This is a genomic window from Agromyces salentinus, from assembly GCF_009749395.1.
Lineage (GTDB): Bacteria > Actinomycetota > Actinomycetes > Actinomycetales > Microbacteriaceae > Agromyces > Agromyces salentinus.
The window spans coordinates 98,371-114,434 of record NZ_WBIR01000016.1; the positions used below are offsets into that span (position 1 = coordinate 98,371).

The following is a 16,064-nucleotide window of genomic DNA, read 5'->3' on the forward strand; positions in this document are numbered from 1 at the left end:
GGGCCCCGGCTCACTCGTCATCGCTCAGGCGCCGGCCGGTGCCGTCCTCAGCAGCGCGCGCACCGAGGTCGTGCGGCGGCGGGCGACGGCGATCGTCGTCGCGCCGAACGCGAGCAGGGTCCAGACCGCGAGTCCGACCACGGCCGCGCCGACGCCGTCGGACTCGGTGAGGGCGGCGACCATGCCGTTGTAGGCGGGAGCGGTCGGCATGAAGGCGGCGATCTCGCTCAGCACGCCCGGCACGGTCGAGACGACACCGGTCGCGACCCCGAGCACGCCGATCAGGGCGGCGACCCATCGTCCGGCGCCGCCCAGCACTGCCACGAGTCCCTGGTTCACGGCGGCGAAGGCGACGCCCGATGCGACGCAGAGCGCCGCGAACGTGAGCCACTCCGCGACGTCGTACGTGGCCGCCAGCTGCACGACACCGGCGACGAGCAGGCCCTGCAGGGCTCCGAGCGCGGCGGCCGGGGCGAACCCGCGGAGGGCGAGCAGCGCCGAGGGCGCACGCGAGGTGAGCGCACGGCGCGAGACGGCCTGGAGTGCGACGAACGTCGCCAGCCCGCCGAACCAGAGCGCCAGCATCGCGAGCAGCGGGACCGCGGATGCCCCGAACAGCGAATCTCCGGACCCCTCGGCCGAGACGGGGTCGGCGACGACCGACGCGAGGCTCTGCGCCTCGCCGTCGGTGTACGAGGGCACGGACTCCGATGCGGTGCGGAGGCCGGTCGCGAGCTCGCCGGTGCCGTCGGCGAGCGACTGCACGCCGGTGGCGAGGGTGCCCGCTCCGGTGGCGAGCGACGACGCACCCGTGCTGAGCTGCGAGGCGCCGTCGGCGAGCGACCGGGCGCCGTCGGCCGACTGGGTCGTGCCCGTGGCGAGCTGGGAGAGGCCGCCCGCGAGCTCGTCGGTCTTCGCCGCGGCCTCGACGAGGCCGGCGCTCGACTGCGACGTGAGCGCGGCGATGCCGTCGGAGGTGGGCTTCGCGTAGCCGTTCGCGGTGCCGGCCGCCTGCGCTGCAGCCCCGGCATCGGTCGCGACCTGGCCCGCCGTCCCCGCGGCGGTCGCGAGGTCGGCGCAGAACGTGCTCTCCGGGGTGGGTGGCACGCACTGCGTCGCGAGCGCGCCGAGGCTCTGCGCGAGCCCGCCGGCCGCGGTGGCCACCCCGACGGTCTTCGCCGCGGCATCCGCGGCGTTGGCGGCCGTGGCCTGGGCCGCACCGACGAGCTCCTGGTTGTTCACGCCCGCGGCGGCCTGACGCAGGCCGGCGGCCAGCTCCCCGGCTCCCGAAGCCGCCCCGCTCGTGCCCTCGGCGATCGTGTCGAGGCCGGTGCCGAGCGAGCCCGCCCCGGTCGAAAGGTCGGCGGCACCTGTCGCGAGCTGCGTGGCGCCGTCGGGCAGGGCAGCGGCGCCGTCGGCCGCCTGCTGGGCGCCGTCGGCGAGATCCGCAGCACCATCGGCCGCCGTGCCGAGCTGCGTGCCGAGGCTCGTGAACCCGAGGAACACGTTCTCGAGGTACGTCGACGACAGCTGCTCGCCGAGCACGCTCGTCGCGGTCTGCGTGACCTGCGCGGTGATGGCGTCGTCGACGACGAGGCTGTCGGGCGGCGTGGTCACCTCGATGGTCGCGCGCTCGGGCGTGCCGCCGGGCGCCGTCGAGGTCGCGGCGGCCGAGAAGTTCTCGGGGATCGTGACGACCGCGGCGTACGTGCCGTCGGCGAGACCGCTCTTCGCGTCGTCGGCGTTCGAGATCGTCCAGGTGAGGTTCGACGTGTCGTCGGCGCCCTCGACGAGGCCCGCGGTCAGCTGGCGGCCGAGCGGCACGGTCTGGTCGTCGATCGTGACGGGCTCGTCCTCGTTCACGATCGCCGCGTTGAGCGCGTCGAGACGCTCGGTCGGGTTGTAGAGCGCGGCGACGAGGATGCCGCCGATCACGACGGGCAGCATGAGCACGCCGATGATCGTGAGCCAGGTGACGGGTCGCTTCGAGCGTGCGCGTTCGATGGGGAGGGTCATGCGTTCACCTCGGTGGTGGTGTGCGCCTCGGCCGGTTCGGCGGGCTGGGTGAGTTCGAGCACGGGGACGTCGCTGCGGCCGGCCGCCGCGAGCAGGGCGCGACCGGTCTCGCGATCGGTCGCCGAGAGCACGACGGTGACGGATGCCTCGAGCGAGGCGTCCCAGAGTGCGGAGGCGACCTGGTCGCGGGTGGCCTCGTCGACGAGCTGGTCGGCGCCGTCGATGACGACGATGCCCCCTCGCCCGCTCGCGGCACGACGCACGTCGGCGACGGGATCCGCCGAGTCGCCGAGCAGGACCACGCCGACGCGCGAGCGCACCCAGGCAGAGCGACCGGGCAGCAGGTGCCCCCCGACGCGCAGGCGGCCGTCGGTGGGATCGATGCGGCCGGCGAGCGTCAGCAGCAGCGCGCGCGAGGCGATCTGGTCGTCGCCGGTCACGATGAGCGACTGTCCGGGCTCGACCCGCAGGCTCACGCCCCCGAACACGGTCACGTCGCGCTCGACGAGCGAGACGCCGGCCCCGACGATCGCGGCGGACGTGTCGGGCTCCGGCCAGTCGGCGAGCGCGAGCTCGCGTTCGACGGCCTCGCCCTCGATGTCGAAGTGCGGCAGCGCCCGGTCGAGCCATGCCGGGAGCCACCAGGCCTTGTCGCCGAGCAGCGCCATGACGGCCGGCACGAGCGTCATGCGCACGATGAAGGCGTCGATCGCGATGCCGACGGCGAGGCCGAGGGCGATCGGCTTGAGCGAGGAGTCGCCCTCGGGCACGAAGGCGGCGAAGACCGCGAACATGATGACGGCGGCGGCGGTCACGACGCGGGCCGAGGCGGTGAAGCCGGAGCGCACGGCGCCGATGGCGACCTCGCGCGGGCTGCGGCTCGCGTGGCCGTCGAGCGCCTTGCGCGCGTGGACGTAGTCCTCCCGCATGCGGCTGACGAGGAAGACCTGGTAGTCCATCGCGAGGCCGAACAGCACGCCCATCGCGACGATCGGCATGAAGCTGATGATGGGCCCCACCTTGGTGACGTGCAGCAGGTCGGCGAACCATCCCCATTCGAAGACGGCCGCGACGACCCCGAACGCGGCCACGACGGAGAGCAGGTAGCCCGCTGCCGCGGTGATCGGCACCCAGATGGATCGGAAGACGATCGCGAGCAGGATGAGCGAGAGCCCGACCACGAAGAGCCCGAAGGGCAGCAGCGCCGCCCCGAGCCGGTCGGAGATGTCGATCGCGACGGCCGTGAAGCCGGTGACCTTGAGGTCGACCCCGTACTCGTCGAGGAAGTGGTCGTGCAGCCCGCGGAGTTCGCGCACGAGGTCGGCGGTGGCCGGGTCGTCGGGAGCCGTGGTCGGGATGATCTGCACGATGCCGGTGTCGGCCGTCTCGTTCGGCACGGCGAGCGCGACCGTCTCGACGCCGGGCAGGGTGGCGATCTCATCGCCGAGGTCCTCCATGAGCCCGAGCGGGTCGGTCGAGGTGACGATCGTGCCGGTCATCACGAGCGGCCCGTTGAATCCGGGCCCGAAGTGCTCGGCGACGAGATCGTACGACTGGCGCGCCTCGTTGTCCTTCGGCAGCATGCCGGCGTTCGGCAGCGCGAGCGCGAGGCTGGCCGCGGGGATCGCGACGATGCCGAGCGAGAGCACGACGGCCACGGTCGTGACGATCGGATGCCGCGTGATCAGTCCGACCCAGCGCGAGGCGAAGCCCCGACGGGCGGGCTCGGCCGGCGTCGACTGCCCGGCGGTCGCCGTCGCATCCGTCGACGGCCCCGCGGCACCGGGAACGGCAGCGGATGCCGCAGCACGCCGCCCGGCGGCATCCGCGGTGCCCGTCGCGCGACGACGCCGACGCGGCTCGCGCCGCTTCCAGCCGACGACGCGGCCCTTCGCGAACCCGAGGAGCGCGGGGGTCAGGGTGATGGCCACGAGCACGGCGATCGCCACGGCCGCGGCGGCGGCGACGCCCATGACCGTGAGGAACGGGATGTTGGCGAAGCCGAGGCCGATGAGCGCGATGAGCACGGTGATGCCCGCGAAGACGACGGCGGAGCCCGCGGTGCCGGTGGCCCGCGCCGCGGATTCCTCGGGGTCCTCGCCCGCTCGCACCTGGTCCTGATGTCGGGCCATGATGAACAGCGCGTAGTCGATGCCGACGGCGAGGCCGAGCATCAGCGCGAGCAGCGGCGTGGTCGAGGAGATGGTCGCGAACGCGGTCGACAGCATGATCAGCGAGAGCGCGAGGCCCACGCCGATGACCGCCGAGGCGAGGGGGAGGAACGCGACCGCGATCGAGCGGAACGTCACGATCAGCACGAACAGGGCGATGAGGAGGCCCACGCCCTCGGTGAGCGTCACGCCGGGGACGGAGACCGCGAACAGGTCGCCGCCCAGCGACACCTCGGCCCCCTCGGGGAGCGCGGCCTCGAGGTCGGCGGTCAGCGCGCCGAGGTCGTCCTTCGTCGAGGCCGGGACGTCGGTGGCCTGGCCGTCGAACTGGAGGCGGACGAGCGCGGCGCTGCCGTCGTCGGCGACGAGGCCGGTGACCATCTCGTCGTACGGATCGGTGACCGCGAGCACGCCGTCGAGGTCTTCGATCTGGCCGATCGCCTGCTCGATCTCGGTGGTGAACGGAGCATCCTCGACACTGTCGCCATCGGGGGCGACGACGATGAACTGGGCGCTCGTCCCGCTGGCCGACGGGAAGGACCTGTTCAGCTGCTCGAGGCCGGCCTGCGCCTCGGTGCCGGGGATCGAGAACGAGTTGCTCGTGCTCTTGCCGAACATCGCGAAGGCGCCGCCGGCGATCACGAGCAGCAGCAGCCACGAGACGAGCACGCGCCACGGGTGCCGGAACGACCAGCGACCGAGCGAATAGAGCAGAGTGGACACAGCGCCTCCGAGCCGATGTCAGAACGATTCGATACAGCGCTGTATCCGATACATAGTTGTATCGTAATTCGAACGCGCGCCACGAACCTGTGGCCTTCGTGTGAAACGGGGGGTTGAATGAGATCCATGGTCGATTCCGAGGTCACCTCGACGCGGAGCCGCGAGCGCACGAGGCAGCGGCTCCTCGACGCCGCGGCGCAGGTGTTCGCCGAGGTCGGGCTCGACGCGGCATCCGTGGAGGCCATCTGCGATCGCGCCGGATTCACCCGCGGCGCCTTCTACTCCAACTTCGAGACGAAGGACGAGCTCTTCCTCGAGCTCTCGGGCCTCGTCGCCACCGAGCGCGTCGCCGCGGTGCGCTCCCGCGTCGGCGAGCTCGAGCAGGAGGGCGGCTTCGACCTCACGCCGACCGATGCCTTCGCGATCATCGAGCAGGTGCTCGACCTCTCGGCCGACGACCGGCTCGGGGTGCTGCTCATGAGCGAGATCCGGATCCACGCGCTGCGCAACCCCGACCTCGCCGCGGCCTACCTCGAGCAGGAGGCTGAGATGCAGCGAGGGGTCGCGCAGATCGTCGCGGACATCGGCCGCGCCAAGGGCATCCGCTTCCGGGTCACGGCCGACGAGGCCGCGCGCATCATGCTGCTCGTGTGGGAGGGTGCCGCCGTGCGCGCCGCGATGGGCGGTGTCGACGCCGAGGAGCTCCGCCGCCGCACGAGCACCGAGCTCGCGCTCGTCGCGCAGCTCACGATCGCCGACTGAGCGGCGCCGCGGCCTCCTCGACCGCCGCCGCGATCAGAGCGCGATGGTCTCCACCAGGTCGCCGGCGGCGAGCTCGGTGACCTCCTCCGGCACGACGATCAAGAGGTCGGATGCCGCGAGCGTCGCGACGAGGTGCGACCCGGGGCCTCCGACGACGAGCGCCCGCCCGTCGTCGTCGCGTCGGCCGCGCAGGTACTGCCGCCTGCCCTCGATCGACACGAGCGGTTCGGCCAGCGCGATCCGCGCGACGGATGCCGCGGGGCGACCCGAGATGGCCCGCAGCGTCGGAGCGACGAAGAGCTCGAACGAGAGCTGGGCACTCACCGGGTTGCCCGGGAACCCGATGACCGGCATGCCCCGGTAGGCGGCCACGGCCTGCGGCCCGCCCGGCTGCATGGCGACACTGCCGACCCAGGCGCCGAGCGGTTCGAGGAGCTCGCGAACGACCTCGTAGGCGCCCTTCGAGACGCCGCCGCTCGTGAGGACGACCTCGGCACCCGCCGCGCGCGCGGCGTCGAGCTCACCCCGGAGCCGCTCGACGTCGTCGCGCACGCGGGCCTCGTGCACGACGAGTGCGCCGGCCGCGCGTACGGCGGCGGCGAGGGCGACGCCGTTGGCATCGGGGATCTCCCCGGCGCCGAGCGTCTCGCCGGGCGCCACGAGCTCGCTGCCCGTGCTGATGACGGCGACCCGGACCCGCTCGCGCACGAGCAGCTCCGTGAGGCCCGATGCCGCGGCGGCCGCGAGATGTCGGGATCCGAGCGTGAGGCCCGGCGGCAGCACGTCGTCGCCGGCTTCGAGGTCGGAACCCGCGTCGCGGACGTACTCGCCCGCCGACCTGCCGCGGAGGACGGTGACGGATGCCGCGCCGTCGACCTCCGCGCCCGGTTCGGTGTCCTCGACGGGCACGACCGCGTCGGCGCCCTCGGGCACCGGAGCGCCCGTCATGATCCGCACCGCGGTGCCCGGCGCGAGCGCCGCCGGCTCGCCGGGCGCGGCCGCCACCTCACCGGCGATCGGCAACGCCACCGGCACCGCGGCGACGTCCGCGGCCCGCACGGCGAACCCGTCCATCTGCGCGTTCCGGAACGGCGGCAGGGCGATGGGCGACTCGACGGGCGACGCCGTGATGCGGCCGAGCGCCTCGGCGAGTGCGACGCGCTCCGTCGGCCGGGCGCCGAGGCCGGAGAGGAGCGAGCGCACGAAGGCGGCGTGCTCCTCGACGCTCACGCGAGCGCTCATCGACGCGTCCGCGTCGGGCTGGAGGCGAGCGGTGCGGCGGTGAGGCGGGTCATCCCCCGATTCTCGCAGGCGGCCGACCGGTCACGATGTCCCCGACCCGCGGGTGCGCAATGCAGTAGCCTGAGATTCCGCGAATACGGGAGAAACCATGACCCAGTTCCGCATCAGCGAAGCGGCAGCCCTCCTCGGTGTCAGCGACGACACCGTCCGCCGCTGGGCCGATCAGGGGCGCATCCAGGCGCGACGCGGCGACAACGGCCTGCAGGTGGTCGAGGGCGCCGACCTCGTCGCGCTCATGACCGAGCACGCGGGCGGCGACGCCCTCGCCGGGGCCTTCCCCCTCGCTCGCACGTCGGCCCGCAACCGGTTCATCGGCCTCGTCACGGCGGTGCATCGCGACGGCGTCATGGCGCAGGTCGAACTCCAGGCGGGGCCGTTCCGCGTCGTGTCGCTCATGAGCCGCGAAGCCGCCGACGAGCTCGGGCTCGAGCCGGGCGTCCTCGCCGCGGCGACGGCCAAGGCGACCGTCGTGTCGATCGAGCGACCGCCGGGAGCGAACGGATGACCCGACCACGACGTGCGCCGTCGGCCGGCCGGATGCCTCGTGCTTGGCGGATGCCGCGTGCTTCGCGGCCGCGCGGCGCGGCCGCCCTCGCGGCGGCCGCCCTCGCCCTGACGCTCACGGGCTGCGCTCCGACCGCCGACCAGCCGGGCGGCTCGACGTCCCCGTCGGAGCCCACGGGTGCCGCCGCCACGGGCGAGCTGGGGGAGGCCGACCTCACCGTGCTCGCCGCAGCCTCGCTCACGGAGGCCTTCGACGCCCTCGCCGGGCAGTTCGAGCAGGCCAACCCGGGCGTCGAGGTGACCGTGAGCTACGGCGGCAGCGGCGCACTCGCGACACAGGTCCTCGAGGGCGCCCCAGCCGACGTCTTCGCCTCGGCGGCCGAGCCGCCCATGCAGCAGGTGGTCGACGCCGGCCTCGTCTCCGCCCCTGAGGCCTTCGCCACGAACACGCTCGAGCTCGTCGTCCCGGCCGGCAACCCGGCCGGCGTGACCGGCCTCGCGAACCTCGCGGACCCCGACCTGCGCATCGCGCTCTGCGATCCGTCCGTGCCGTGCGGCGCGGCATCCGTCGAGCTCCTCGCGAATGAGGACGTCACCGGGGCTCCCGACACGCTCGAGTCCGACGTGAAGGCGGTGCTCGCCAAGGTCTCGCTCGGCGAGGTCGACGCGGCGCTCGTCTACCGCACCGACGTGCTGGCCGGTGGCGACGCCGTGGACGGCATCGAGGTCCCGGCCGCGGCCGGCGTCGTGAACCGCTACCCGATCGCCGCGCTCACCGAGTCGCCCGCTCCCGGAGCCGCCGCCGCCTTCGTCGCGTTCGTGACGGGAGACGCCGGCCGCGAGACGCTCGCCGCGTACGGATTCGGCGCCCCCTGATGGCGAGGACCGCGACTCCCGTCACCGGACGCCTGGCCTGGCCGATCGTCGCCGGCGCGGTCCTCGCACTCGCGGTCCTCGTGCTGCCGCTCCTCGCGCTCGTGGTGCGCGCGCCGTGGGCCGACCTGCCCGCCCTCCTCGCGAGCAGTGCCGTGCTCGAAGCCCTCGCGCTCTCGTTCGGCACGGCGATCCTCGCGACCGCCATCTGCCTCGTCCTCGGCATCCCGCTCGCGGCACTCGTCGCCCGCGCTGAGTCATGGGCGACGCTCCCCCGGCGGCTGCTCCGGGCGGCGGTCACCGTGCCGCTCGTCCTGCCGCCGGTGGTCGGCGGCATCGCGCTGCTCACGCTCCTCGGCCGACGGGGCGTCATCGGCGAATGGCTCGATCGCGTGTTCGGCGTGACGATCCCCTTCACCACCGGCGCGGTCGTCATCGCGCAGGTCTTCGTCGCCCTTCCGTTCCTCGTCTTCGCCGTCGAGGGCGCCCTGCGCTCGTCCGACCGCCGCACGGAGCTCGCCGCCGCCACCCTCGGCGCCTCGCGCTGGCAGGTGTTCCGGCACGTGACGCTGCCGATCGTCGCGCCGGGCGTCGCGGCGGGCGGGGTGCTCTGCTTCACGCGGGCGCTCGGCGAGTTCGGGGCGACGATCACGTTCGCCGGTTCCCTGCCGGGCACGACCCGCACCCTCCCCATCGCGAGCTACCTCGCGATGCAGACCGATCCCGACGAGGCGGTCGCCCTGGCACTGCTGCTCCTGGCCGTCTCCGTCGTCGTGCTCCTCACCCTGCGCGACCGCTGGCTTCCGGGGGCGACGGCATGATCGGCGGCGTCGGGATGACGGATGCCGCGCGCACGCGCCCTGGCCTCGACGTCGATGTGTCGCTCAGCTACGGGCCGACCCGCATCGCCGCCGCCTTCGCCGTGCGCCCGGGGCATCCGCTGGCGATCATCGGCCCGAACGGCGCCGGCAAGTCGAGCCTGCTCGCCGCCGTCGCCGGACTCGTCCCGCTCGATGCCGGCACCGTCTCGATCGGCGACCGCAGGGTCGAGGCGCTGCCGCCCGAACGTCGGCGCATCGGCGTCGTGTTCCAGGACTACGTGCTCTTCCCGCACCTGACCGTGCGCGACAACGTCGCCTTCGCCGCCCGGATGCGCGGACCGCGGGCCGCCGCTCGCGCGGCTGCCGAGCCCTGGCTCGAACGCTACGACCTCATCGCGCTCGCCGATCGGCTCCCGTCCGAGCTCTCGGGCGGCCAGCGGCAACGCGCGGCGCTGGCCAGGGCCCTCGCCGCCGAGCCCGACGTGCTGCTGCTCGACGAGCCGATGTCGGCCCTCGACGTCGAGATCCGCGGGGACATGCGGGCCGAACTGGCCACCCACGTCCGCGAGTTCGGCGGCGCGACGGTGCTCGTCACGCATTCGCCCGCCGACGCGGCCATGCTCGCCGATCAGGTGCTCGTGCTGGAACGCGGCATGGTGACCCAGCGCGGCACCCTCGACGAACTGCGGGCCGCGCCCGCGACTCCCTACGTGCGACGCATGCTCGCGGCATCCGAGGCCTGAACCGCGACCTCGCGAACCGCGCCTTCGCGCGTCACGATCGGGGAGCCGCGCCCGGCGCCTCCTTCGGCGTGTCGAACCGCGAGGCCATCGGAGGTTCGAACTCGATCTCGGCCCACTCGTCGATGTCGAAGTCGAGTTCGAGCACGGCGCAGGTCGGCATCTCGCCGACGGAGCGGGTGAGGTCGAACGCGAAGTCCGAGATGCCGGGGTTGTGCGCCACCACCATGACGCGGGCGAGCTCGCCGTCGAGCTCGCCGACGACCCGCAGGATCGTCTCGGGCGAGGAGCCGTAGAGCCGGTCCTCGAGCACGACGGATGCCGCGTCGAGCCCGAGCGCGTCGGCGATGAGCCCGGCCGTGGTCCGCGCCCGGAGCGCGGTGCTCGAGACGATGAGGTCGGGGATCGCGCCGCGCTCGCGCAGGCGGCGGCCCATCTCCGGCGCATCGCGGAGCCCCCGATCGTTGAGCGGCCGGTCATGGTCGCTGAGGCCCGGCTGCCCCCAGTCGGACTTCGCGTGCCGAACGAGCGTGAGCGTCTTCATGCGCCGAGTCTGCCACCGTCGGGCGCGGGCCGCGCGGCGAGTCCCGCCGCGAACTCCAGCACGCACAGGGCCGCGAGCCGCACCGTGCGCTGGTCTGCGGCATCCGTGGTCGCATCGATCTCGACGAGGTCGGCGCTCCGCACCCGGAGATCGGATGCCGCGGCGCGGACCAGGGCTCGCAGCTCCCAGGCGGCGAGGCCGCCGGGCACCGAAGCCGGGCACGCGGGGGCGACGGAGCGGTCGCACACGTCGACGTCGACGTCGAGATGCACCGGCCCGCCGGCCGCGCCGGCGACGGCGAGCGCCTCGGCCATCACGTCGGCGGGCGATCGCCGGTGCAACTCGTCGCGGTGGATCACCGTGATGCCGAGGTCGGCCGCCCGCCTCGCGTAGGCGGCGGAGTTCGCGAAATCGGCGATGCCGACCTGCACGATGCGCGCGGGATCGAGTCCGGCCTCGATGAGCCGGCGCACCGGCGAGCCGTTCGAGACGCCGTCGCGAAGATCGTGGTGCGCGTCGATCGTGACGAGCCCCGCGGTGCCCAGTCCGTCTCCCCAAGCCCCGAGCGCCGTGGCGACCGTGACGGAGTTGTCGCCGCCGAGCGCCATGACGGCATGCGACCGCTCGAGCAACGTGGCCATGGCGGCGCGGGTCCGCCCCTCGCCCTCCGCGCCGTCGGGCTCGTGGATGTCGCCCGCGTCGGCGATCACGAGGTCCACGAGGTCGCGGATGCCCAGCCCGCCGGCATCTCCGCTCGTTCGGTCGGGCATGAGCGCCGGGCTGTAGCGACGCAGCGCCTCGCGGATCGCGGTCGGCGTCGCATGCGCGTTCGTCGGCGAGAGCGAGGTGCGCCAGGCCGGCACGCCGAGCAGCAAGAGATCCACGGATGCCGCGGCCGTCAGCTCGTCGAGGGCCGGCCACGCTCCGGCTCGGGGCCATTCGGGGTCATGCGAAAGCGTCGGCATGCCTGAACGCTACCGAGCGCACCCGTCGTCGATCGAGGGGCCCGACGCACCCGCCGTCTGCGATCCCGGACGCCACCGGCGGCCCGGCCGGGACTCGACCCCCGTCACGCGGTGAGTGCCGCGAGCAGCTCCCGCTCCTTCGCCGGCGAGAGCCCCGCGCCGCGCTCACGATCGAGGCCCTGCTCCCGCTCCCACTCGAGCGTCTCGGCCAGGAGCTGTTCGAGGGGGCGCAGGCCCAGCCCCTCCCGCTTCGCGGCCGCGTTCGACCGGTCCATGAACGCGTTCCACTCCGGATCCGCGATCCAGAGCGGGAGCGAGTCCGGGCCCGACCACTCGGCGACGCCCTGCTCGGCGAGCCAGGCGGTGTCCACGGCGACGACCTCCCCCTCGTACCCGGCGACCGCCCTCGAGGCGTCGAGCCACGCGCCGAACGTGACGCGGTCCCCGACCGCGTTGAGGGCGCCGACGAGTCCGCGCTCGGCGGAGTCCAACGTGAAGCGCACGAGGTCGTCGACGTGGACTGCCTCCGCCGCCGCATCGAGCACGTCGGGTACGAGCACCGGACCGCCGTCGCGCACCGCCCGTGCCATCCGCGCCACCCAGTAGCCGCTTCGCCCGGAGGTGTCGCCCGGTCCCGCGATGAGCCCGGGCCGGATGGCGAGGAACCGGTCGGCGAGCGCGTCGCGATACGCGAGCTCGATCGCCGACTTCGCCTCGCCGTACGTCTCAGGGGTCGAGTCGTCGTCTTCGAGCGGGGGCAGCAGCGCCGCAGACTCGTCTGCGCCCGGCTCGTCGTGCCTCGCGTACACGTTGCACGAGGAGATGAAGGTCCAGTGCCGCGACGCGTCGCCGAGCGCCTGGGCAGCTCGTCGCGCGTAACCCGGTTGACGGGTGACATCGATGACGGCGTCCCAGGTCCGCCCGGCGACGGCGTCGTACGCGTCGGGCTTCGACCGGTCGGCGCGGACGAGTTCCGCGCCGTCGGCCACGGCCCCGGCCTCTCCCCTGGCGAGGCAGGTGACCCGGTGTCCGCGGGCCACCCCCTCGGCTGCCAGCGTCCGTCCGAGCCATTGCGTGCCACCGAGTACGAGCAGGTCCATGGCGCCATCCCACCACAGGCCGGATGCCGCTGTCCCGCGTGTTCACGGAGCGCGAACCGATCACTTCGGCTCGGATCGCCTCCCCTGCACGGGCCGGCGTGATAGGCAGGAGGCATGGGCAGGATCACCGCGCGGACGCGGGTCACACGAATCACGGTCGGCGGCCGGACGTCCCATCGGGACGACGTGCTCGCCGTCGAAGAACCACTCGAGATCCGCGTGGGCCGCACTCCGCTCGCCGTCACGATGCGCACGCCCGGGCACGACATCGACCTCGCCGTCGGCTTCCTGGTCTCCGAGGGCGTCATCTCCCGCGGCGACCAGGTCGCCGCGGCCATCCACTGCGCCGGTCCCGACGGCGAGAACACCTACAACGTCCTCGACCTGACACTGGCTCCGGGGGTTTCCCAGCCGGATGCCTCGCTGCAGCGCAACCTCACCGTGACGAGTTCGTGCGGGGTCTGCGGCAAGGCCAGCATCGATGCGGTGCACACGCGCACGTCGTACCCGGTCGATGACGACCTGACCATCGGCGCGGAGCAGCTCATCACCTTCCCCGAGCGGCTGCGCGCCGGACAGGAGATCTTCGAGAGAACCGGCGGTCTCCACGCGGCCGCGCTCTTCGACGGTCGCACGGGGGAGTTGATCGTGCTCCGGGAGGACGTCGGCCGGCACAATGCCGTCGACAAGGTGATCGGCTGGGCCGCGCGCGAGGGGATGCTCCCGCTTCGCGGCATGGTCCTGCAGGTGTCCGGGCGCACGAGCTTCGAGCTCACGCAGAAGGCCTCCATGGCCGGGATTCCCGTCCTCGCCGCGGTCTCCGCTCCGTCCTCCCTCGCGGTCGAGCATGCGCGCGACGCGGGCATCACGCTGATCGGGTTCCTGCGCGGCAGTTCGATGGTCGTGTACTCGCGCCCCGAGCGCGTGCTCGATGCACCGACGCCACCAACCACGGCCACCGTCGCGGCGACGGCGACGGCGACGGCGACGGCCACGGCAACGGCGACGGCCCGCTCGTGACCGGGCCGGCGGGCGAGTATCCCGACCTCGAGGTCGGCCATCCGAAGGAGTGGGCCGTCGGGGTGCCGGGCATCGTGCACTCGATGGAGCCCGCGCTCGCGAAGATGGGCGTCTCGCGCACCACCCGGCTCGCGCTCGCGATCAACCAGCGCGACGGCTTCGACTGCATGAGCTGCGCCTGGCCCGACCCGGCGCATCGCAACGTGCTCGAGTTCTGCGAGAACGGCATGAAGGCCACCACCTGGGAGGCGACGCCCATCACGGTGCCGCGCTCGTTCTGGGCCGAGAACTCCCTCACCTCGCTCCTCTACCGCAGCGAGCACTGGCTCGGGCAGCAGGGACGACTGACCGAACCCGTGCACAAGCCGGCCGGCTCCGATCACTACGAGCCGATCGCGTGGGATGCCGCGTTCGCACTCATCGCGCAGCGACTCGACGCGCTGGACTCACCAGACCGGGCCGCCTTCTACACGAGCGGGCGCGCCTCGAACGAAGCCGCCTTCCTGTATCAGCTCTTCGTACGCGCGTTCGGCACGAACAACCTGCCCGACTGCTCGAACATGTGCCACGAGTCGACCGGCACCGCGCTCACCTCGACGATCGGCGTCGGCAAGTCGACGATCGCGTACGACGACTTCGCGAAGGCCGACCTCGTGATCGTGATGGGCCAGAACCCGGGCACGAACCATCCCAGGATGCTCACCGCCCTCGAGGAGACGAAGCGCAACGGCGGGCGCGTCGTCTCGGTCAACGTGCTCCCCGAGGCGGGCCTCGTCCGATACAAGAATCCGCAGCGCGTCCGCGGCATCCTCGGCAAGGGCACGGTCATCGCCGACCGCTTCCTGCAGATCCGGTCGGGCGGCGACATGGCGCTCCTGCAGGCGGTGTCCAAGCGCGTGCTCGACGCCGAGGATGCGGCGCCGGGCACCGTCCTCGACCACGGGTTCCTGGCGGAGCACACCATCGGCCTCGACGCCCTCCGCGCACACCTCGCCGAGCTCGACGAGTCCGCCGTGCTCGCCGCCACCGGGCTCACCGCTGACGAGATCGACGGCCTGGCCGCCGACTACCTCGCCGCCGACCGCGTGATCATCACCTGGGCCATGGGCCTCACCCAGCACAAGAAGGGCGTGGCGACGATCAAGGAGATCGTCAACCTCCTCCTCCTGCGCGGCAACATCGGCCGGCCGGGAGCCGGCGCCTCGCCCATCCGCGGCCACTCCAACGTCCAGGGCGATCGCACGATGGGCATCTGGGAACGGATGCCCGAGCGATTCCTCGCCGCGCTCGAACGCGAGTTCGGATTCCCCGTCCCCCGCAGGCACGGCGCCGATGCACTCCAGACGGTGCACGGGCTCCGCGACGGCGACATCGACGTCTTCGTCGCGCTCGGCGGCAACTTCGTGGGGGCGATCTCCGACACGGCCGCGGCCGAGGCCGCGATGCGCGGGGCGAAGCTGACCGTGCAGGTGTCGACCAAGCTCAATCGCTCGCATGTGGTCACGGGGGAGGAGGCGATCATCCTTCCGACGCTCGGGCGTACCGAGATCGACGTCCAGGCGGGCGTCCCGCAGTTCGTCTCCGTCGAGGACAGCGTCTGCGCCGTGCACGCCAGCCATGGGGCGATCCCACCCGTCGCGCCCGGCCTCCTCTCCGAGGTGGCCATCGTCTGCCGCCTCGCCGCCGCAACCCTCGAAGGACGAGCGGATGTCCCGTGGTCGGCGTTCGAGGAGGACTACGACCTGATCCGCGACCGGATCTCCCGCGTGGTTCCGGGCTTCGAGTCGTACAACGTCGACGTGCGACGGAAGGGCGGATTCGTCCTCCCGAACGGCCCGCGCGACGAACGCAGGTTTGACACCGCGAGCGGCCGCGCGGAGTTCACGGTGAGCGCACTCGAGCATCTGGAGCGACCCCCCGGCCGGCTCATCCTGCAGACCCTCCGGTCTCACGACCAGTTCAACACGACGATCTACAGTCTCGACGATCGCTACCGCGGCATCCGGAAGGGCCGCGACGTGGTGTTCGTGCACCCCGACGACCTCGCGGAGCTCGGCCTCGCCGACGGCGACCGCGTCGACGTCATCAGTGAGTGGCCCGGACAGGCCGACCGGATCCTCCCCGACCAGCGGGTCGTCGCCTACCCGACCGCTCGAGGCTGCACGGCGGCCTACTATCCCGAGGCGAACGTGCTGGTGCCGCTCGAGAGCGCAGCCGAGGAATCCAACACGCCCGTCTCGAAGGCCGTGATCGTCCGGCTCGAGCGCCGCTCCTGAGCCGCGCCTCACTCGGCAGGCCAGGCCTGCTGCGATTCGGATGTCGCCGTGAAACGACGAAAGCCACCCGGAGTCCGGGTGGCTTACTCGACTGGCTGAAGCGAGCGCTTCGCCCGCATCGTCTGTTAAATGCAGGAAGGCCACCCCGTTGGGGTGGCCTTCCTGGAATGGTTGTCCGGCGGTGTCCTACTCTCCCACAGGGTCCCCCCTGCAGTACCATCGGCGCTGCGAGTCTTAGCTTCCGGGT

13 protein-coding genes and 1 rRNA gene are annotated in these 16,064 nt (G+C 72.9%); 7 read left to right on the forward strand and 7 right to left on the reverse strand.

The genetic code is table 11. The features are described 5' to 3' along the window. Positions 1–24: 24 nt before the first annotated feature. Together GQQ95_RS14610 and GQQ95_RS14615 are read right to left on the reverse strand one after the other, a co-directional pair. Positions 25–2,016, reverse strand: a complete 1,992-nt coding sequence (locus tag GQQ95_RS14610) for a YhgE/Pip family protein (RefSeq protein WP_157428400.1) — start codon at positions 2,014–2,016, stop codon at positions 25–27. Continuing rightward, on the reverse strand, positions 2,013–4,910 hold the full coding sequence (locus tag GQQ95_RS14615; protein WP_157428401.1) for an MMPL family transporter: 2,898 nt from the start codon (positions 4,908–4,910) through the stop codon (positions 2,013–2,015). Before GQQ95_RS14615 ends, GQQ95_RS14610 begins: the two co-directional genes overlap by 4 nt. A gap of 126 nt (positions 4,911–5,036) precedes the next feature. Between GQQ95_RS14615 and GQQ95_RS14620 the strand changes: the two genes are divergently transcribed. Further along, positions 5,037–5,672 carry a TetR/AcrR family transcriptional regulator gene (locus GQQ95_RS14620; protein ID WP_246205550.1) on the forward strand — a complete coding sequence of 212 codons (636 nt, stop codon included), beginning with the start codon at positions 5,037–5,039 and terminating at the stop codon, positions 5,670–5,672. A gap of 33 nt (positions 5,673–5,705) precedes the next feature. Here the strand turns inward: GQQ95_RS14620 and GQQ95_RS14625 are convergent, their stop codons facing one another. Beyond that, a complete protein-coding gene (locus tag GQQ95_RS14625; protein ID WP_157428403.1) occupies positions 5,706–6,914 on the reverse strand; it encodes a molybdopterin molybdotransferase MoeA in 1,209 nt (402 codons plus the stop codon). Between the two features lie 148 nt (positions 6,915–7,062). Between GQQ95_RS14625 and GQQ95_RS14630 the strand changes: the two genes are divergently transcribed. The 4 genes from GQQ95_RS14630 to GQQ95_RS14645 are packed head-to-tail and all read left to right on the forward strand — an operon-like array spanning position 7,063 to position 9,915. Then, positions 7,063–7,479, forward strand: a complete 417-nt coding sequence (locus GQQ95_RS14630; protein WP_157428404.1) for a TOBE domain-containing protein — start codon at positions 7,063–7,065, stop codon at positions 7,477–7,479. Positions 7,480–7,529: 50 nt separating this feature from the next. Further along, positions 7,530–8,354, forward strand: a complete 825-nt coding sequence (gene modA, locus GQQ95_RS14635) for a molybdate ABC transporter substrate-binding protein (protein ID WP_157428405.1) — start codon at positions 7,530–7,532, stop codon at positions 8,352–8,354. After that, complete coding sequence (gene modB, locus GQQ95_RS14640) at positions 8,354–9,172, forward strand: molybdate ABC transporter permease subunit (RefSeq protein WP_157428406.1); 819 nt, start codon at positions 8,354–8,356, stop codon at positions 9,170–9,172. Before modA ends, modB begins: the two co-directional genes overlap by 1 nt. Next, positions 9,169–9,915, forward strand: a complete 747-nt coding sequence (locus GQQ95_RS14645; RefSeq protein WP_212275468.1) for an ABC transporter ATP-binding protein — start codon at positions 9,169–9,171, stop codon at positions 9,913–9,915. The genes modB and GQQ95_RS14645 overlap by 4 nt, the downstream gene beginning before the upstream one ends. Before the next feature lie 31 nt (positions 9,916–9,946). Here GQQ95_RS14645 and GQQ95_RS14650 read toward each other — a convergent pair whose 3' ends face one another. The 3 genes from GQQ95_RS14650 to GQQ95_RS14660 form a co-directional block, all read right to left on the reverse strand. Then, positions 9,947–10,456 carry a SixA phosphatase family protein gene (locus tag GQQ95_RS14650; RefSeq protein ID WP_212275470.1) on the reverse strand — a complete coding sequence of 170 codons (510 nt, stop codon included), beginning with the start codon at positions 10,454–10,456 and terminating at the stop codon, positions 9,947–9,949. After that, on the reverse strand, positions 10,453–11,421 hold the full coding sequence (locus tag GQQ95_RS14655; RefSeq protein WP_157428407.1) for an arginase family protein: 969 nt from the start codon (positions 11,419–11,421) through the stop codon (positions 10,453–10,455). Before GQQ95_RS14655 ends, GQQ95_RS14650 begins: the two co-directional genes overlap by 4 nt. Positions 11,422–11,525: 104 nt before the next feature. Continuing rightward, positions 11,526–12,521 carry an NAD-dependent epimerase/dehydratase family protein gene (locus GQQ95_RS14660; protein WP_157428408.1) on the reverse strand — a complete coding sequence of 332 codons (996 nt, stop codon included), beginning with the start codon at positions 12,519–12,521 and terminating at the stop codon, positions 11,526–11,528. 114 nt (positions 12,522–12,635) lie between these two features. Between GQQ95_RS14660 and fdhD the strand changes: the two genes are divergently transcribed. Then, positions 12,636–13,541: a formate dehydrogenase accessory sulfurtransferase FdhD gene (gene fdhD, locus GQQ95_RS14665; RefSeq protein ID WP_157428409.1), complete on the forward strand. Its 906-nt coding sequence runs from the start codon at positions 12,636–12,638 to the stop codon at positions 13,539–13,541. Continuing rightward, positions 13,538–15,817, forward strand: a complete 2,280-nt coding sequence (locus GQQ95_RS14670; protein WP_246205554.1) for an FdhF/YdeP family oxidoreductase — start codon at positions 13,538–13,540, stop codon at positions 15,815–15,817. The genes fdhD and GQQ95_RS14670 overlap by 4 nt, the downstream gene beginning before the upstream one ends. 173 nt (positions 15,818–15,990) lie before the next feature. Here GQQ95_RS14670 and rrf read toward each other — a convergent pair. Continuing rightward, positions 15,991–16,064 (reverse strand): 5S ribosomal RNA (gene rrf / locus GQQ95_RS19825); the annotation flags it as partial.